19 protein-coding genes are annotated in these 18,196 nt (G+C 60.2%); 9 read left to right on the top strand and 10 right to left on the bottom strand.

Annotated features, from left to right (window positions below):
* From N7V53_RS10805 to sctU, 9 genes are read left to right on the top strand one after another with little or no spacing between them, the layout of a single operon-like run.
* Entirely contained in the window at positions 1–867 is an 867-nt protein-coding gene (locus N7V53_RS10805; RefSeq protein ID WP_279793384.1) for an FHA domain-containing protein, read from the top strand.
* Positions 867–2,225, top strand: a complete 1,359-nt coding sequence (gene sctN / locus N7V53_RS10800; protein ID WP_279793383.1) for a type III secretion system ATPase SctN — start codon at positions 867–869, stop codon at positions 2,223–2,225. Before N7V53_RS10805 ends, sctN begins: the two co-directional genes overlap by 1 nt.
* Positions 2,203–2,667: a type III secretion protein gene (locus N7V53_RS10795; protein ID WP_279793382.1), complete on the top strand. Its 465-nt coding sequence runs from the start codon at positions 2,203–2,205 to the stop codon at positions 2,665–2,667. Before sctN ends, N7V53_RS10795 begins: the two co-directional genes overlap by 23 nt.
* On the top strand, positions 2,664–3,203 hold the full coding sequence (locus N7V53_RS10790; protein ID WP_128482835.1) for a type III secretion system HrpP C-terminal domain-containing protein: 540 nt from the start codon (positions 2,664–2,666) through the stop codon (positions 3,201–3,203). Before N7V53_RS10795 ends, N7V53_RS10790 begins: the two co-directional genes overlap by 4 nt.
* Positions 3,200–4,243 carry a FliM/FliN family flagellar motor switch protein gene (locus N7V53_RS10785; protein WP_279793381.1) on the top strand — a complete coding sequence of 348 codons (1,044 nt, stop codon included), beginning with the start codon at positions 3,200–3,202 and terminating at the stop codon, positions 4,241–4,243. Before N7V53_RS10790 ends, N7V53_RS10785 begins: the two co-directional genes overlap by 4 nt.
* 5 nt (positions 4,244–4,248) lie before the next feature.
* A complete protein-coding gene (sctR, locus tag N7V53_RS10780) occupies positions 4,249–4,902 on the top strand; it encodes a type III secretion system export apparatus subunit SctR (protein ID WP_279793380.1) in 654 nt (217 codons plus the stop codon).
* Between the two features lie 7 nt (positions 4,903–4,909).
* Complete coding sequence (sctS, locus tag N7V53_RS10775) at positions 4,910–5,170, top strand: type III secretion system export apparatus subunit SctS (RefSeq protein ID WP_023478855.1); 261 nt, start codon at positions 4,910–4,912, stop codon at positions 5,168–5,170.
* Positions 5,170–5,985 carry a type III secretion system export apparatus subunit SctT gene (gene sctT, locus N7V53_RS10770; protein ID WP_279793379.1) on the top strand — a complete coding sequence of 272 codons (816 nt, stop codon included), beginning with the start codon at positions 5,170–5,172 and terminating at the stop codon, positions 5,983–5,985. The genes sctS and sctT overlap by 1 nt, the downstream gene beginning before the upstream one ends.
* Positions 5,982–7,067, top strand: a complete 1,086-nt coding sequence (sctU, locus tag N7V53_RS10765) for a type III secretion system export apparatus subunit SctU (RefSeq protein WP_124968167.1) — start codon at positions 5,982–5,984, stop codon at positions 7,065–7,067. Before sctT ends, sctU begins: the two co-directional genes overlap by 4 nt.
* A gap of 18 nt (positions 7,068–7,085) precedes the next feature.
* Here sctU and N7V53_RS10760 read toward each other — a convergent pair whose 3' ends face one another.
* From N7V53_RS10760 to N7V53_RS10715, 10 genes are all read right to left on the bottom strand, one after another.
* Entirely contained in the window at positions 7,086–7,499 is a 414-nt protein-coding gene (locus tag N7V53_RS10760; protein ID WP_164896939.1) for a type III secretion system chaperone, read from the bottom strand.
* A 31-nt stretch (positions 7,500–7,530) separates the two neighbouring features.
* A complete protein-coding gene (locus N7V53_RS10755; RefSeq protein ID WP_279793378.1) occupies positions 7,531–12,921 on the bottom strand; it encodes an AvrE-family type 3 secretion system effector in 5,391 nt (1,796 codons plus the stop codon).
* A 62-nt stretch (positions 12,922–12,983) separates the two neighbouring features.
* On the bottom strand, positions 12,984–13,169 hold the full coding sequence (gene hrpT / locus N7V53_RS10750) for an HrpT family type III secretion system protein (RefSeq protein WP_094419739.1): 186 nt from the start codon (positions 13,167–13,169) through the stop codon (positions 12,984–12,986).
* A 17-nt stretch (positions 13,170–13,186) separates the two neighbouring features.
* A complete protein-coding gene (sctC, locus tag N7V53_RS10745; protein WP_279793377.1) occupies positions 13,187–15,235 on the bottom strand; it encodes a type III secretion system outer membrane ring subunit SctC in 2,049 nt (682 codons plus the stop codon).
* Positions 15,236–15,259: 24 nt separating this feature from the next.
* Positions 15,260–15,487, bottom strand: coding sequence for an HrpF protein (locus tag N7V53_RS10740; protein ID WP_124968163.1), 228 nt, complete (start codon positions 15,485–15,487; stop codon positions 15,260–15,262).
* Positions 15,488–15,563: 76 nt separating this feature from the next.
* Positions 15,564–16,160: a type III secretion system stator protein SctL gene (gene sctL / locus N7V53_RS10735; protein WP_279793376.1), complete on the bottom strand. Its 597-nt coding sequence runs from the start codon at positions 16,158–16,160 to the stop codon at positions 15,564–15,566.
* Complete coding sequence (locus tag N7V53_RS10730) at positions 16,147–16,728, bottom strand: serine kinase (RefSeq protein WP_279793375.1); 582 nt, start codon at positions 16,726–16,728, stop codon at positions 16,147–16,149. Before N7V53_RS10730 ends, sctL begins: the two co-directional genes overlap by 14 nt.
* A 5-nt stretch (positions 16,729–16,733) precedes the next feature.
* A complete protein-coding gene (gene sctJ, locus N7V53_RS10725) occupies positions 16,734–17,498 on the bottom strand; it encodes a type III secretion inner membrane ring lipoprotein SctJ (RefSeq protein ID WP_023478682.1) in 765 nt (254 codons plus the stop codon).
* A 5-nt stretch (positions 17,499–17,503) separates the two neighbouring features.
* A complete protein-coding gene (locus N7V53_RS10720) occupies positions 17,504–17,872 on the bottom strand; it encodes an EscI/YscI/HrpB family type III secretion system inner rod protein (RefSeq protein WP_279793374.1) in 369 nt (122 codons plus the stop codon).
* 63 nt (positions 17,873–17,935) lie between these two features.
* Positions 17,936–18,175: a hypothetical protein gene (locus N7V53_RS10715; protein WP_023478588.1), complete on the bottom strand. Its 240-nt coding sequence runs from the start codon at positions 18,173–18,175 to the stop codon at positions 17,936–17,938.
* Positions 18,176–18,196: the final 21 nt, after the last annotated feature.

The raw sequence follows: 18,196 nt of genomic DNA, 5'->3' as shown, positions 1-18,196 counted from the left end.
ATGTTCGAACTGCGCGTGCTGTCTGGCCTGCATTTGGGCGCCGCGTTACCCCTCTTCGGCGATCAATGGCTGATTGGCCAGGCCGATGAGGCCGATCTGATGCTTAGCGATGCGCGCGTTACTGCCCGGGCGTGCGAACTACGCCGGGAAGAGACGCAGTGGCTGGCACAGCCGGAGGGTGCGGAGGCTTTTACTGTCAATATTGAATCGCCTTTCCAGGTCGCCGACGTCTGGCTGTGCGTGGCGCGGATCGACACGCCGTGGGCCGCCTGCCTGCCGCCTGCCACACCGTCTGCGCCAGAGGGTTCGGCTGAAGCAGAGCCACAGGCCGCTCCCCCCGTCGCCGCCAGTAAAGGGTTCTTCACCCGCAGCATCCGCACGCTTTCATGGAGCCTGATGTTGCTGCTCACCCTGACGGTAACCAGCTGGGTTTTGCAGCCCACCGTTGCCCAGACCCAGGTTGCCTCCTCGACACCACAGAGCACGCCCGCAGAGTTGCAGGCACCGTTACAGAAAATGTTGCGCGAGCGCGATCTGGCAAAGGTGGTGAAGCTGGATATGCATAACCAGCGGCTGCGCCTGACGGGCCGTCTCAGTAAATCGCAGATGCAGGTCTTTAACCGAATGCTGGAGCGCTTTAACGCCACCTACACCAGCGCTACCCCGCTGGATAACCAGGTCAAGCTGCTGAAGGTCAGCCTGCCCTTCCGGATTGTGCAAATCACCACCGGTAGCCGCGCCAATATCGTCACCGACGACGGGCAACGCCTGTTTGTCGGCGATGAAGTGGACAACCTGCGGCTGGTATCGATCACCAGCGATCAGATTGAGTTCAACGGTCGCGAGAACATTAAGGTGAGCTGGTAATGACGGTGGCGCTTGAGGAGTGGTATCAACAGCAGCAGCGGCGGCTGGCAAGCTTTTCGCCAGTCGAAAGCTTTGGCCGCATCACCGGGATTAACGGCATATTGCTTGAAAGCAGCCTGCCTCAGGCACGGATTGGCGATCTCTGCCAGATCGCCCGGGATGACGGGCAGAGCGTGCTGGCGGAAGTTGTTGGCTTCAATCCGCAGCACACGCTGCTCTCCGCCCTCGGCCAGCTCGACGGCATCGCCCGGGGCGCGCGCGTGGTTCCGCTGCGCCTGCCGCACTCGATTGTGGTGTCTGACGCCCTGCTCGGCAGCGTGCTGGACGGCTTTGGCCGCCCGCTCGATGCTGACCAGCCTGGCGCGTTCGCCCTGCCCGGTACGGTGGAGAATGCGGTCGGCGTGCTGGGCGATGCCCCGGCCCCCACCGATCGTCCGCGCATCGATACGCCGCTGCCGACCGGTATTCGCGCGATCGACGGCCCGCTGACCCTCGGCGTCGGCCAGCGGGTCGGGATCTTTGCCGGTGCGGGCTGCGGGAAAACCACCCTGCTGGCGGAGATCGCCCGTAACACCCCCTGCGATGTCATCGTCTTTGGTTTGATTGGCGAGCGCGGGCGCGAATTGCGGGAGTTTCTCGACCACGAGCTGGACGAGGCGCTGCGCAGCCGTACGGTGCTTATCTGCGCCACCTCCGATCGCAGCAGCATGGAGCGCGCCAGAGCCGCGTTTACCGCCACCGCCATTGCCGAAGCCTGGCGCGATAAAGGTAAAAGCGTGCTGTTGATCCTCGACTCCCTGACGCGCTTTGCCCGCGCCCAGCGTGAAATCGGCCTTGCCCTTGGCGAGCCGCCGGGGCGCGGCGGGCTACCGCCCTCGGTTTATACCCTGTTACCGACCCTGCTGGAGCGCGCCGGGCAGACCTCCCGCGGCGCTATTACCGCCCTCTACTCGGTGCTGATTGAAGCCGACTCCATGAACGATCCGGTCGCCGATGAAGTGCGCTCCCTGATTGATGGCCACATTGTGCTGACCCGCCGCCTGGCGGAGCGCGGGCATTACCCGGCTATCGATGTGCTGGCAAGCCTGAGCCGAACCATGAGCAACGTCGCCACGCGCGAGCATATCCGCGACGCCACGCAGCTGCGGCGCATGATGTCCGCCTGGCAGCAGGTTGAGATGTTAATTCGCCTTGGGGAGTACCAGCCGGGCCACGATGCGATGACCGATGCGGCGGTAGCGGCTCAGGAGGCGATTAATGGCTATCTGCAACAGGCAATGCACGCCCCCACAGAGTATGACGACACCCTGCACCACTTATCGGAGGTAAGCCAGCATGCGCCGTCATCCGCTGCCTGATAACGACATCATTACTGACGATGGCAGCGCTGAATTGCAGCAGGCCTTCTCTCTGCTGCTGCCGATTCGCCGCCAGCGCTTACGCCGCTGCGAACGCCTGCAACGGCAAGCGGAGCAGGCTTTGCGCGAAACGCAGCGTCAGTCAGCCGAAGCAGAACAACAGCTCGCAGCCGCACAACAGCACTATCAACAGCTGCGCGAGAGCTTTGCCGAACACCACCAGTCGGGGCTGCAAAAACAGGAGCGTCTGGTCGAAGGATTGACGGAGGAGCGCCAGGCCAGCGACGCGGTGAGCGGGCAGCGTCATCAGCTGCAACAGTGCCGCACACAGCAGGTCACGCAGCAGCAGCAGGTGCAGCACGCGCAGCAGCAAACCCAGGCGCGTCTGCGTGATGTGGAAAAACTGGAATACCTGATGGAGCATAGCGAGGCATTACGATGACAGCTTTACCCCACACCCAGCAAAATAACCCCGCGCCGCCTGCCCGCCCGGAGGTGCAGCGCCGTTCGCCGCAAACCGCATCGTCAGACGCCGCTAACCCCGAGCGTAAATCCCGCGCCGAGCCGTTTCGCGAAGAGAGCTCGCTGTTTGACGCGCTGTTGCTCCCCACCAGCGACGTGCCGCAACCGCTTATCACACCGTGGGAAGGCAGCGCCTCTTTTGGGCCACAGTTAGGCCATGAGCATGAGCCTCCTGCTTCACCGGCCAGGGCCTGGCAACAGCTGGAGCCCCCGCTGTGCGCCATGGTGGAGAAGCAGCCTGCCGACCCGGTCTCCATGACGCTGCTGCTGCCCCTGTTAGGCGAAGTGGATGCCCGCGTGAGCCCTTTTGCTGCGGGCTGGGATATCAGCCTGCGTTTTGCACCAGCGGCGATGAATATGATGGCTGCCCATCAGGAGCGTTGCCGGGAGTCGCTGCGCCGCCGGATGGCCTGCGCCGTGCGCCTGCGCTTTGAGCAGCGCGGAGGCCGGGAATGAAATCCTTGACCCTGCGCACTCTGCCGCGCGAGGAAGCCAGCCTGCGCCGCCGTATCGGCCACGGTGTTGGCTATCCCTTCACCCTTGAGGAGGAAGCGGGTGAGCTTCAGCTCCGGCTTACCGAACCCGGCGAGCGGCCACCAACGCAGGGCTTCTCCTGCCAGGCGGGGCTGTTATCTCTGGCGGGCAGTGAAGCGCTGCTGAGCCTCTTTTCCGCCTGCCCGCTGCTGCCAGAGCCTGGCGCGTGCGCGGAGTGGTACTGGCCGCTCTTTAACCAGCATCTCAGCCCGGCGCTGCGCGCGCTGTTTGGCGACCTGACGCCGCAGGAGGCCACCTGCGCGCCGGTTGACGGTATCTGGCTTGCGATGAGCGTCACGCTCGGCGAGTCGCAGGCGCAGAGTCAGCTATACCTTGCGCCCGCTACGCTTGCGGCGTTGTTAAACCAGCCTGGCTGGGTTTCGCTGCCTGCGCCGCTTTGCAGCGACCTGCCGTTATCGCTGCCGATAGATCTGGGCGTGGTGTCGTTTGCCCCCGCGCAGTTACGCACACTTCGCCCCGATGATGTGGTTTTCCCTGCTACCTCGTATTTTTCCCCGACCGGTCGCGGCGAGCTTCGCCTTGCGCAATTACACCTTGAGGGCGAATTGCTGTTCGAGGAGGGGCATCCTGCCCGTTTTCTTATTACCCGTCTGGAGAATACTTACGTGAATGTGACCCCCGAAGATAATCTGCCTGCCGACACCCCACACCCGGATGAAAACCTGACTGAAACCACGACGCCTGCGGCCTCGCCTTTTGATGCGCTGCCGCTGGCGTTAACCGTGCGCTGCGGCCATCTCAGACTGACGCTGGGTGAGTTAAACCGCCTGGATGTCGGCTCGACGGTGACGGTCGATAACGTGGTGCCCGGTGAAGCGCTGCTGTGTCACGGCGAGTTTCCGCTGGCGAAAGGCGAACTGGTCGATGTCGAAGGGCGTCTGGGACTGCAAATTACTCATATGCTGCCGGGCGTGGCGAGCGTCGTGGATGTGAACAGGTGATTCCGATGGAGATGGGGCCGCTAAACCCAATTATGCTGGCGCTGTTTCTCGGCGCGCTGGCGCTGCTGCCGATGATGCTCATTATCTGTACCAGCTTTTTGAAGATCACCATGGTGCTGCAATTGACGCGCAACGCGATGGGCGTGCAGCAGGTACCGCCAACCATGGCGCTCAACGGCATCGCGCTGGCGGCAACGCTCTTTATTATGGCGCCGGTGTTTAGCGATATGACCGACCGGCTGAAAGCGGTCCCGGTCGATTTCAGCAGTATGGAGCGGCTCGAATATACCGCCGCTAACGGGATCGAACCGCTGAAAACGTTTATGCGCAAAAACACCGACCCGGACATCGTTATCCATTTGCAGGAAAATGCCCAGCGTATGTGGCCAAAGCGCATGGCTGATTCGGTCACCCCGGAGAATATGCTGCTTATTATCCCGGCATTCGTGCTGTCGGAGCTGCAAAACGGTTTCAAAATCGGCTTTCTGATCTTCATTCCTTTTATTGTCGTGGACCTGATCGTCTCCAATATCCTGCTGGCGCTCGGGATGCAGATGGTCTCGCCGATGACCGTGTCGCTGCCGCTGAAAATCCTGCTGTTTGTGCTCATCAGCGGCTGGACGCGGCTGCTCGACGGTCTGTTCTACAGCTATTTATGAGGCCCGCATGGATATTCTGACGCTGTTTCGCCAGGGGTTACTGCTGGTGGTTATTCTCTCCGCGCCGCCGCTGCTGGTGGCAGTGATCTCCGGGGTGATCATTTCGCTGGTGCAGGCCGCGATGCAGTTGCAGGATCAGACCCTGCCGTTTTGCATCAAGCTGATGGCGGTCGGCCTGACGCTGGCGCTCACCGGGCGCTGGGTCGGTGTTGAGCTGATGGAGCTGGCGCAGGCGGCATTTGCCATGATGTCAACGGTCGGCTCCTGATGCTGATAGGTTACCCGCTTACCGACACCTTCAATGGGATCCTCGCGCTATCCCTTGGTATGGCGCGCATCTTTCCCTGCCTGCTACTGACGCCAATCTTCTCCTTTAGCATCATCAAAGGGATACTGCGCACCGCGATTGCCGTAGCGCTGGCGCTGTTTATCGCGCCGGGTATTAAAGAGCAGATTGATCTGCTTGAGCCGACGATGATGACGCTCACAGGTCTGGTGCTGAAAGAGTTGTTGATAGGCACCATGCTCGGGTTGCTGCTGGCGCTGCCTTTCTGGCTCTATGAGTCTGTCGGTGCATTATTCGATAACCAGCGCGGCGCGTTGATGGGTGGGCAGATCAACCCCCAACTGGGGCCGGATGTGACGCCGCTCGGCAAGTTAATGCAGCAGGTGCTGATATTACTGCTGGTGACCGGGCTGGGATTATCAACCATCACCCAGGTGATCTGGGATAGCTACCATCTGTGGTCCGCTACCCAGTGGATGCCGTTTCCCAAAGAGGCAGGTTTTCACGTCTGGCTGACGCTGGTGGGGAAAGTCTTCAGCGATATGGTGCTCTACGCCGGGCCGCCGGTGGCGCTGATGCTGCTGCTCGATTTTGCCATCGGGATTATGAGCCTCTATAGCCCGCAACTCCAGGCAACGGCGCTGACGATTCCGCTGAAATGCCTGCTCGGCATGCTCTTTTTTATCCTCTATCTGCCGCTGCTGGACCATCTGGGAAATGCGCGGCTGTATGAGCTGCGCGATCTTATCCATATCCTGCCGCAGATCTTCACCCCTTCCGCCGGGAGCGCGCCATGAGCGAAAAAACCGAAGACGCCACACCGCAAAAACTGAAAGAGTCGCGCAAAAAAGGCCAGGTCAGCCAGAGCCAGGATATCCCTAAGCTGCTTATCTCTATCGGCATCCTTGAGACCATTTTTGCCATGGTCGACTCGAGTATGCAGCGGTTGCAGGCGATGATGCTGCTGCCGTTATCCCGCCTGCGCGACCCATTTGATCATGCGCTGGAAGAGGTAATAAGTGACAGCGTCACCGTTATGCTGGTGCTGGTCGGTCTCGCCTGCGCCATTGCTATGCTGCTGCGCGTGGTGGGCGGCTGGGTGCAGTTCGGCCCGCTCTTCTCCAGCGAAGCGCTGGCACCGAAACTGGATGCGCTTAACCCGGTTAATCACCTGAAGAATATGTTTTCCGCCCGTCAGTTTACCCAGCTTCTGACCAGCATCGTTAAAGCGGTGGTGATAGGCCTGGTGGTATGGCAAGCGATCCTGCCGGATCTCGGCGGCCTTGCCCAACTGGCGCTTGGCGATCTCAATGGTTTCTGGCAAGGGGTAATGGCGCTGTTTATGAAGGTGTCGCGCCGGGTGCTGATGGTCATGCTGGTGATAAGCCTCTTCGATTTTGGTATTCAGCGCTACTTCTTCCTGAAACAGCAGCGTATGAGCCATGAAGATCTGAAAAACGAGTTCAAGCAGAGCGAAGGCGATCCGCATATGAAAGGCCACCGCCGCCAGGTGGCGCAGGAGATCCTGAATGAAGAGCCGGTTCCCGCGCGCGAGATCAACGTCGAAGAAGCGGATGTGCTGCTGGTTAACCCGACCCATTTCGCCGTCGGCCTCTACTACCGCCCGGATGAAACGCCGCTGCCGCGTCTGCTGTTTAAGGCGTGTGATGAAGAGGCGCGGGCATTGATTGAAGAGGCGCAGCGTAAAAAGAGACCGGTGATCCGCTTTATCTGGCTGACCCGCACGCTGTGGCGCACCACCCGCGAAGGTGCCTATATCCCGCGCGAAACGTTAAATGCCGTGGCCCACGTCTATCGCCTGTTACGGGAGCTGGAAGATCACTACCTGGATGAGGTCATTGAGATCCGCGAAGAGTAGTGCGCGGATCTGCGCTTATCAGGCAGCCACAATCTCCGGCAGTAACGCCCGCGCTTCCCGGGCTTGTTGCATAAAGGCGAGCATTAACGCGCTAAAGGTAGCCGGGGTTAAAGCGGCCAGCGGTTGTTGGTAGCAGAGCCGCACCTGCTCCTCTTCATCCAGCGCCAGCCAGCAGCCGCGCATCGCATGCATCTCGAAGTTGAGCTTCATTAACAGCCGCCAGGTGGTGAGTTGCTCTGCAAGCTGGGTGGCGGCAAAGAGCTGGCAATGGAGCAGTAGCGTATCGCTTCCCGGCGGCAGCTCCAGCACTACCGCCTCCTGGCCCTGCTCATCCTGCAATGCGCAAACGCCATTGACCAGCGTCAGAGAGATGCCCTGGCGGCGGCCAAAATCATCCAGCAGCCCTTGTAGCTGTCGTTGCTGCGTCATCATAACCTCCTGTAAAAGTAAGATTTAACGCGGGTTACAGCCGCCCGCGCTTCTCCTGAATTTCGGCATTCGTCAGCGCATCCACCAGCGCCTGGCTGGCGTGGGCGATTTCGCCCTCAAGGGTAAAGGCGAGAGGTGACAGTTGGTTTGCACCATAGTTAAAGTTAATTTTTCCGAGGTTACGAGTGACGCTGACGCTGGCGGCGCTACTGCTTCCGGCGACAAACAGCGGGATGGAGATGCCCTCTTGTTTGCTGTCGGTTTCGCTAAAAGCAATCGATTTGACCCGCAGGCAGTGCCGATCGCGCAGCAGCGCTGCGATCTCCTCCGGCTGGGTTTCATGACGCAGCCACATTTGCTGAAGCGCATAGCGCCGCTCATCGTGTAGCTCAAGGGTCACTACCGCCTGGGTGTTGCGGTTTTTTTGCAGCTCGCGGATCGCCTCTTTAAGCAGCGGTTTCTCCTCCATAAAACGGCTAATCGCCTCGGCGGCGCTCTCCGGCAGTTCGCTGGCAAACAGGCTATGCACCACATGCATCAGGTTATTGCTGTCGACTTTGCGCAGATTGTTATAAGTGCTCTGATACTCGGCACTGTTGAGCTGATGGCAGTGCAGCCCATGCGCCTGGCGTTGTAGATCCAGCGCCCGGGCGCTGTTAATCACGCCGTACTGCCCATTGTTGGCAGGCGTTAGCGCCAGCAGATGGGTCAGCAGTTTATCGAGCTTATTGGCCGTTGCCTGCGGTTCATCCTGCAAAAAGGTGCTGAACGTGTCGCGCTTCTCTTTTGTCTTTGCCGTACCGTCCTCTTTGTTCAACGTCTCAAGCGTGTTGCGTTCGGTTTTAGAAAGTGGACGTAAGGTGCCAGGGTGCGCCTTGCGCGCGCTCAGGCTCGCTTTTTGCAGCGCGTTTAGCCCGGCCGAAAGCTCGCTTTTCGCTTTCTCCGGCGGTTTGTCGGCATCCTTTATCTCCTGCAACAGCTTATTGGTTTGCGGATCGTCAAAGTTGCTGCCTGCCTGCTCTATCAGCTTCTCCAGCTGGCGCGGGTGAACCGGCTCAGCCCGGGCAATATCGATGCTCATGCTGTGTTTGGTGCGGTTATCAATGCTGGCCTGAATGGTGGTGCTGTTGACGCCAAATAGCGGGATGCGCAGGTTCGACGCAGGCCTGGCGGTGATGCCCACGCCGCCGTTAAGGCCGATCCCGGCGCTGGCAGTGTTAAACATCCGCAGGCGGTTATCGCTGCGGCCGAGCGTGCTGCCCGTCGCGCTGTGAGTGGTGGAGCGCTCACGTTGCGCATTGAGGATATTCGCCCCGATCTGCGCCATGCCGCCTGCGCGCACCGTGGCGCTGTTTTTCTTGCCATCACCGCCACCGGCGGGAAAACGCAGAGCGCCGCCAGCCATCGCCATTGCCGTGGCATCAACATTAAAATTAAGCGTGGTGCCCTGCTTCACTTTATGGCTGACGCCCTTCTCCAGCAGCTCGCCGGGGTTGAGTTCCCCACCGGTAAGCTGCGCGATAAAGGGTTGAAGCTCCGCTTCGCTCAGCGTAAAGCTGACGCTGTTTTGCAACTGGCGCTGCATGGCGATGGCCACCAGACCACCGAGCCGCACAGAGGGGGCGATGCTGCGGTTGCCGCCAGGCTCCTTTTTGCTGCTGTCGGCAAGCTGACTCAACGGGTTCCAGCCTACGGCACCAAACACCGTACCGGTGCCGCCGCCGTTACGGCTAAAGGTGACATTAATCCCCCCATCGCCGCGGGAGAAGCTGGCGCTGTAAGCGCGATCGAGGTTGCCGCGCACGCCCGGAATGCCGATAACCTCACCGCCGGGGATCACCGACAGGGTCACCATGCCGCCATAGTTACGGCCAAAGGCGAAGTTTTCCCCCGGCTCCAGCGCTTTGAGCGTTTTAAGGAGTTGCGCCGCCATCTGCTGCTGGTCGGGGGTTTTCAGCACCGTGCGGGTGGTCATATTCAGGCCGTGGTGCGGCTTACTCAGCGCATTAATAAAGGATTTGATGGCGTCATAGCAGGCCTCCAGCTGGCTGTTATTTAAAAAACCCTGACTGGTGGCTTTTTGCACCAGGTTTTCGCCATACTCCTCGTCACGCAAAAAACGCACCCGTTCTTTAATCGCCGCGATCTGCGCCGGGCTGGCCTGCGGGTTAGCATGACAGGCAGCCATCTGGTCCACCACCTCGTGCAGGGCAGACATCATTAATCCATCAAGGATCAGGCGGGATTTCACCAGCCCCATCTCATCATGGGGATCGCGCCTGCGCGCCAGCGGCGGCTGCGCTTTCTGGTGCCGGGCCACCACGCCGTGCGCCTGCAAGTCGCTTACCGGTGTGCTGCTGCCCTCGCGCAGCGGATAGCGCCGGTAAACCTCATCCAGCCGTTTCAGCAGGTTCTCATCATCACTGTAGGGGTTGAGCGCCTGCGTAGCCGCCTTGATCCGCGAAGGGCTAAAGTCCTCTTTTTCACGCCCGTCCCCGCGCAGCGCGCCCATATGCTGTCCGAGCAGCATGCCGTGGTGCTGCGCGCTGTCGGCAACCGTGTCGATAAGGTTTTGCAGATGGGCGATAAACTGCCGGTCAAAGTGGCGGGTATCGAGCGCGGCGAGCCGAGCCGCTAAACTCTCCTGCGGTGTCGCGCCAGGCGCTGCCTGTAAGGTTTTAAGCCGCTGATAGAGCTGCGCCTGCTGCGCATAGAGCGGACGCAGCCCGTCACGCCCCTGCCAGTTATGGCGCGTGGCGTACCAGGCGGTTTTCAGGGGTCTTGGCGTGGTTAGCCGGGTATTAATTAAGTGCGCGCCAAGCCGGTCGCGCAGGCGGCTGTTGACATGGTTACCGTCTCGCCCGGTCATTCCGGCGATACTGGTCTCATACTTCAGTGTCATGCCGCGAAGGTTGACACTTTTCGAGGCTTCATCCAGCCGCTCCATCGCTTTTAGCGGCTCAGGGCGAGGGGTGCTGACGGGCAGCGCTGTCGGGTCAAACTCCCCCGCTATCAGCCAGCTCGCCTCCAGAGCGATTGGCGGCGGGCTTACGCCCTCTTGCTGCGCGTCCGCCCCCTCCAGCGGTAAACCAGCCAGTTGCAAAATCGCGTTACGGCCGCCTTTATCCGCCACCATCAGCGCGCCGCTGGAACTGTTATGCAATCGCTCTACTGGCCCGAGATCGGGGGGCAGCGTCACCGCTTGCCAGCGAGCATCCGGGCGGCTGCCGGGGGATGCGCGCCACTCCGCTTCCGGCATCGTCCATAGCCTGCCCTGTGAGTCGAGAACATAGAGGTTACGCTTCTGATCGGTGGTGATATCGGTAAGGGTGTTGCCCTCGCCGTTCGCAGGCAGCGTGGCGCGGGTGTGCGGCAGCCAGTTGGCGATCCCCGCTTTCGTCAGGGTTTGCATCATCTTATGCGCCTGACGGGTTCCGGCCTGGGTGCGGTGATATTGCAGGGTGTTGGTTTCGCTGATAACCGCACAGTGCTCGCCATCCAGCGGCGCAATGGCGCGCGCTTTATTACTCTCATCAAACCCCGGCAGTGGCAGCTCGACGCTCAGGCTGGCTTTTAACTGCCGCAGGGCGAAACGGTGGTGCGCACCGTCAATTTTGTCGCTCTTCTGGCTTATCTTAACGCGCGCAGGCAGCCCGTCACGGATCACCCAGCCGCTGCCATCCTGCGCCCGCTTGATGCTATCCGCCTTCTCCTGGCTCGCCTCCCAGCGCCCGGCGTTTTTATCCCAGGCATAGAGTTTGCCTTCATGCACCAGCAGTTGCCCGGCGCGGCCAAGATCGACACGCTCATGGGCTAAGGGGCGCGGCTGAAACAGACCTTCGTGATGATCCAGCACCAGGCTCTCGCTAAGATTCCAGCGCGCCGCAAATTGCCCTTGCGCATTGAGCGTACAGAGGTGTTTCTGGTCAGCACCGCTTTTTACCACCGCCATCAGGTGTCCATCCTGATGGGAGACCAGGCTGCTTAGCATCACCCCTGCGCCCAGTTGCTCCGGCAGCGCCGCCTGCTTCATATCAGGCTGCATAACAATCTCGCTGTGCTCCTGCCCTTGCGGTAATGCCGCGCGCCAGAGCACCCCTTCGCTGTCCAGCGCATAGAGACGCTGGTTATGCAGCGCGACGCCGGTGGCGTGAAAAGCCTGCTTGTCGCCTTCCGCGCTCCCGGTTTGAAGGGTGATTTTCTGCTGCTGCTCCTTTTTAGCAGTGAGGGTGTTGAGCAACATTACCGACTGTTCAGCGGTTTTCTCATCGCTAAGCAGCAGCAGTGCAGAACCCTGCGCGCTGACACAATAGGCGGTGATTTTGCCAGTTTTTGCCGACTTCTCGCCGCTGGAGAGGTTATGCAGGGTCTTCTTATCGTAAATGGCATACAGCATGCCGTCGGGCTGCTTGCTTAACTTGCTATAGCTTTTCTCTTCATCTTTATCGACCTGCTCCCAGCGCATGGCGGCTTCGTTAAGCCGGTAAAGCCGCCCGTTATGCTCGCGCAACTGCTCCGAAACAGGCTCCCCAGCCGGGCTGCCTGCTTCATCACCGCTGCTGAGTTTGCGCTGGTGGCGAAAGATGCCGGTCATCAGCGCCTGGGTCGCCTCATCCGGTAATGCTGCAAGCCGCTGCTGTGGGGTTTGATGCTGCCAGCCGGGCAGCGGACGGCTGCTGGTCAGGCCGACAAACGCCAGCGGCGATCCTTGCAGCGTAAAGAGCCTGCCGCCGGGATCCAGCAGGAGATGCTGGCAATTATCATCGCTGGCCTGGTGCGCCAGCCAGCGATGCTGTGGTCGGGCGAGGGTTTCGTTGAGCAGCGCGGTAAGAGGCTCCGATGCGCTGTCGAGGACGCTTAAGCTGCCGTTATCCGTAAGCGCAAGCCGGGCAAACTGCGGTTGCAGTCCACCTCGCCGTGTGGCTGCACTCTCTTCTCCCGCGCGGTATGCCCGCTGTTGCTGAGTATTGCGCTGGCTCTCTTGCAGCGCGGCGTAGCGCTCCTCTTCAATGGGGGAAAGCAGATGGCGGCGGCGCGATGGCCGCGGTTCCGGCTCGCGCATCGGGCGCAACGGCGGTTCGTCGGCAGCGGCTTCACTGTGGCGCCTGCTCGCCGCCTGCGGAGCGCTATTGATCTCATCCGACGGGCGGGGGCAGCTCGATGCAGCGGGTGTGGATTGAGGGTGGCGCCTTTCCCGCAGGCGGCTGAGGCTCTGGCGCAGGTTTCCCATACGCTGGCGGGCTTCGGCTGCCTGCTGGCGCAGGGTCGGCGCGGCCTGGCTGGCCACCTCCTGGTGCAGCGAGCCGCCTGCGGTCTGCTGCGGGCGGCGGGAAAACTGACGTAACGGAATCGCGTTACCAGTGCTGGCGTGCGACACAGATTGCGCCGCACGCAGGCTTCCCAGAAAAGGGAGGTGAATAGCCATGATGATCCTCGCTCAAATACGGCCCCGGCGATCGCCCGGGGTCTGAGACTGCCGAAACGCGGTTAGTTATCGACCGCTATCTGCGTGTAGTCGTTCGGGCCATTACGCAGTTGCGGTTGCCACCAGATGGTCAGCTTATGCAGATCGGACGACGGGCGGCAGCTTACGTCATTACACCCGGCCTGCGGCCGCGCGCAGGCGCTCAGCATTAGCGCGGCGGCGGCAAGCAACATCATTCGCAGTAACATGCTTTTTCCTTATCAGCTCAGTTGAAGTTTTGTGCCGGTGCGCCGCCTGATGCCGAGAGCAGCGAAGCGCGCGACGGACGTGCCGGGGCATTGCTGTCGAAGGCGACAAACACCTCCGCCGATCCTCCCGGCGGCAGTTCAGCGCGCGGCCAGACTGCCACCGCCAGCGTGCGATCGCTGCGACAGACGCTCTCATCAAACCGCTGCGTCTGACGGGTGTTATTGGTGATCACCCCAACGGTTATCTGTACGCTGCTGTTGCCGTACCACTGATGGCGGCGGAAATCGCTCTGGAACGCGCCCGGAATACGGCATAACGCGGAGAGAGTCTGGCCGGTGCCGCCGCTGGTCATCCCCGTCGGCACCCGGTTCAGGGCCAGGTCGCGCATCGCGCCCTCCACCATTCCGCGAATGTCGGTGTATTTATGCCGGTTGCTCACTTCATCCATCGCGTTATTAAGCTGCTCGCGCGACTCGGCAGCGATATAGCGCGAGGGATCGACCTGGTCGCCAATCAAATGCGGCGTAATAATAAACAGCCGCTCACGCTGGGAGGTTTCGTAGCGCGTGGAGGTAAAGAGCTTGCCAATCAGCGGAATGCTGCCGAGGATCGGGATGCGTCGCTCGCGATCGCCCGTCTCTTTGGAGTGGAATCCGCCCAATACTAATGAGCGGCGCGCTTCCACCAGCGCCTGGGTGCTGACCGCGGCGTTATGAGTGCCTTGCGCATCGCCCTCGTCATCTTTATTGAGCTTGCCATCTTCCACATCAACAATGAGCTGGATAGCCGATTTTTGTGAGGTGCTGATGGCGCGTGGCGTCACCCGCAGGCTGGTCCCGGCGGTGACAGACTGAATATCCGCCACCCGCTCGCCAATGGCGCGAATAAAGGCGGTATCGCTGAAATCAATCACCGCAGGCTGATTCTCCAGCGTCAGGATGGTCGGGTTGGCGATAATGGTTGCCGTCCCTTCCCCCTCCATCGCTTCGATACTGGCAAAGAAGCGCTGGAAATCAGTGACAAACAGCGTGCTGGCACCGGAGAGCATATTAGCGCCGCTGGCGACACTGCCGAACTGACCGCCCAGGCTGCTGGAGAAGCGCTTCAGCGCGCTGCGGTCGATATCGACAATCACCGCATCGATCTCAATCAGCTTTTGCGGAACATCAATGGAGTTGATTAACGCCTGATAAGAGCCGCGGGTTTTCGGATCGTCCCGCACCAGCAGCAGGTTGTTACGCACATCCGCCGACACTTTCCCCGCCAGCTTGCTGACCGGCGTTTTTTTACGCCCGGAGACCGGCATGTTGCGATTAATCAGCTCATTCAAAATCGTTTGCGACTGTTCACGTGATACCTGCTCATCATCCCCCTGACCTGATGAGCTGCCACCGGCAGAGGCGTTACTGGCCTGGCCCAGCAGTTCATTGAGAATGGTGGCTACCCCCGGCACCAGCAGCTCCTGATCGCGATAGCGAATGGTGCGATCCGCCACTGCCGCATAGCGCAGCGGGAATGCCATCATATCTTTACTCTCCTCGGCTTCCGGTTTGCTCTCCGATTTCCGGGCAAATTCAGTTATCTGGCGCACATACTCCGGCGGGCCGGTCACCAGCACCACGCCCTCATCCGGCAGTTCGCCCCAGCCGAAGCGTGGCTCCAGCAGGCCGACACCGCGCAGCGCCTCTTTCAGATCCGGCGCGGCTTCCGGCGAAATCTCAATACGCTGAGAAGTTTGCGCGGCCTGCGGGCTGACGTAGAGCGTGTCGTTGTAGACAAACCACTGAAAGCGATACTCAAGCGCCAGGCGATTAAGAAACGCTTCCGGGCTGTCTGCGCGCAGTTTACCAGTGACATTGCTGTCGCCCAGCGTGCCAAGATTGATCTCGACACCAAAGCTGGTGGCAAAATCTTCAAGAATAATGCTAAGCGGGGTGTTATCTGCCGAATAGGCATACGCACCGTTTTTCCACTCATCCGGCATACGGGCGTTAGTCATGCCCATACTCAGCATCAGCAGGGTAATGGCCGCCAGCAGGCGGCCCGGAAAAGAAAACGTAAACACGCCTGACTCCTTGCTGACAGGGGCTTAGTTAATAGCGTCGATAATCGCTTTACGGATACCAAACTTAAACTGGGTATATTGCGAGCTAGCCCAACTGGCGTTGGACATATCCTGCAGCCGGTTCTGGAAGGCATACATATCCGCAAGGCTGAAGGATTCGCCCGAGATATCGCGGGCAAACTGATAGGCTTCATGATGTTTGCGGGTGGAGTTGGAAGATAACTGACGCTGAAACAGATCGTTTGAACTCATGATGTTCACTCCTCTTGTTAGGCACCACTCTTAAGTGGTGCGGCAAGCGAAGCAGTTCCACACAGTTTGCTTTTTTTTATGCCCCCTCTTCTGCAAGCGAGGGCGCGAGCTGCTGGCGCAGCGTTTGCCAGTCAACCATCAGTTCGCCCGCATCAGTGATGAGCCGCAAATGGTCTGACTCAAGCGCCGGGTCGGCGCACAGCGTCCAGCTAAGCTGCGGCTGTGCGGCCAGCCAGCCGTTAATCTCCTGCTCCTGTTGGCTTGCGCAATAGAGCGTCGCCTGCTGCTGGCGCGGATAGTGACGCAATAGCTGTTTGAGCAACGCGTGAAAACGGCGCTCATCGTCCACCTCATCAAGCAGGTGTTGCAGCGCCTCGTTGACAATCTTCCCGGCAAGCACCACCAGCTGCGCCTCTTCGGCGGTGCGCTGCTGCTGCCAGCCAGCAAGCAGCGCCTGCGCCTGCTGCCAGAACGCGGCTTCCCATTCACGCTGGCAGGCCTCCCTTTCAGCTTGCGCCTCAGCGCGTGCCTGCTCGCGGATCGTCTGCGCCTCTTTGTGGGCCAACTCGATAATTGAGGCGGCTTCAAGCCCGAGCGCAATCTCCTCGCGGCGTAACAAATTACCACCTGGCGCGCTACCTTCCGCCAGGTGCAGGCGTTTAAGTTTCCACATCGCGCGTCTCTTCCGAATGTTGTTGCACCTGCCAGAGCGCCACTTCCCATAAAGGACGCAGACGATGGACAGGCAGTGAGAGCGCCGGGCTTACCGGCGCGTCGCTGGCAGGAAAGAGCAGCCGCAGGCGTGGCCAGATGGCCGGGAATAACGCTTGCAACAGGCAGAGGCTGTCGGCGCTGCCGCCTGCGGTGAAGAGCCCGGCGGGCAGCCAGCACTCCGTGCGCATCCCTTTCGCCACACGCCGCAGCCAGATCTTTAACTCAGCGGGTAGCGGCATGGCTCCGGCGCAAATTTCCGCCACCAGAACCAACAGTTGCGCGCGCTGTTCAAAGCTTAAGTCGCTGATTGCCAGCACCATCGGCTCCGGCGCTACCAGCTCGCCCGTTACCCCCAGCGTGCGGTGCCAGCATGCGGCATGCTGGCGTAGATAGTGCTTTTGCAAAGGGGCTGATAAGCGGGCCAGCGGCTGGGTGCGCCAGCTTTCATCGGCCTGTAACCAAAAGTCAGCGTGCCACCAGCGTAGCCAGCGCAGGGCGAGTTCCTCGTCGGGCGCAGCGCTCAGCATATCCGTCACTTCGCCTGTGCAGCCAGGCGCTTGCGATTGAGTGCCTGTCGAATAAATGCGTTTGCCACCAGTAACAGCAGCAGCACCCCTAAGCAGGTTGTCACTATTTTGACCATGCCGTAACGCTCCGGAGTCAGCTGAAACGGCCCCAGTTGCACCATTTCAACTTTATCTTGCCAGGCTTTCGCCGGGACAAAGACGATCGCCAGGTCGCGGTCATCGCGTCCGCCCAGCCCCGGAATACTGGTGGCCACCAGCCGGCGAATGCGTGGTTCGATACTGTCCGGATCGAGGTTTTCGTGATACTTGATAAATACCGAGGCGGAAGCGGGCTGTACCGGCTCGCCGGGAGCGATACGCTCCGGCAGTACCACATGCACGCGCGCCACCACGACGCCATCAATTTGTGACAGTGTCGCTTCTACCTCCTGCGACAGGGCATAGATATAGCGGGCGCGCTCCTCCAGCGGGCTGGAGATAACGCCGCTTTTCTGAAAAACCGCACCGAGGTTGGTCCGCGCCTGATGCGGCAGCCCGGCGGCATTGAGGATATTCACCGCCCGCTCGATATCACCGCGCGCAACGCTGACGCTCACGCCCTCTTTGGAGACCTGTTTTTCCGCCTCGATTTTAAAGCGGCTCAGTTCTGCCACCACATCGTTGGCATCGTTTTCCGAAAGCCCACTGTGCAACTGAGTCTGGTCACCGCAGCCGGTAAGCAGCAGCGCCAGCCACAGGGCGCAGAGGCATTTAATGACAGAGCCATTCATAGGATTCACTGCAGGTTGCTGAGTTTGTCGACTGACTGAACGGTTTTGGCGATCACTTTGGCGTTCATCAGACTCTCAATGTAGTAATTGGACAGCTGCGCATTGGCGCGGGAGAAATCCTCCGCACTGGAGGATCGCGACGCGACCCTGAGATCGTGAAAGGCATCTTTTTGCGCACGCTGGTTGCCGCTAAGGGATTGCAGAATATTGCCAACCACGCCCGGCTCTGAAGAAGCCGACGTGCTGCTCTCAGGCGCAGGGCCATTAAGCCGGGCATTAAACCATTGAATATCTTCCGCCGACGGGGCTTCATCGTAGATTTCGACTGACGGTACCGGTTCGGAAGTAAGCGAGGGAGATTGAGAGACTTTCATCAGCAAAACTCCTGTAGGTGAGTGAGCAGGGAGTCGTGAATAACGTCTCCCTGCCGGAGTCGATTAGTACTGAATTTTGACCTGGGCTGCGGCAGACGCGGCCTGCGCATTACTTTCGGCGATGCCGTTAATGCGCTGGAACTCTACATCGCGATCCATTTTATCGGCCTGGTTTTCCTGCATTCTGTCCATCGCCTGTTGCGATCGAACCATATATTTCGCACCACTATAGGCACCGGCAACCTGAGTGTAAGCAGAGGCGGCGTTGGTGATCCCGTTGGCAAGTAAGCTAGCACCTGACATAGTAATTCCTCGCGTTAATGA

Source organism: Kosakonia sp. HypNH10 (genome assembly GCF_029850615.1).
GTDB lineage: Bacteria > Pseudomonadota > Gammaproteobacteria > Enterobacterales > Enterobacteriaceae > Kosakonia > Kosakonia cowanii.
This window is presented reverse-complemented; position numbering and strand designations above follow the sequence as displayed.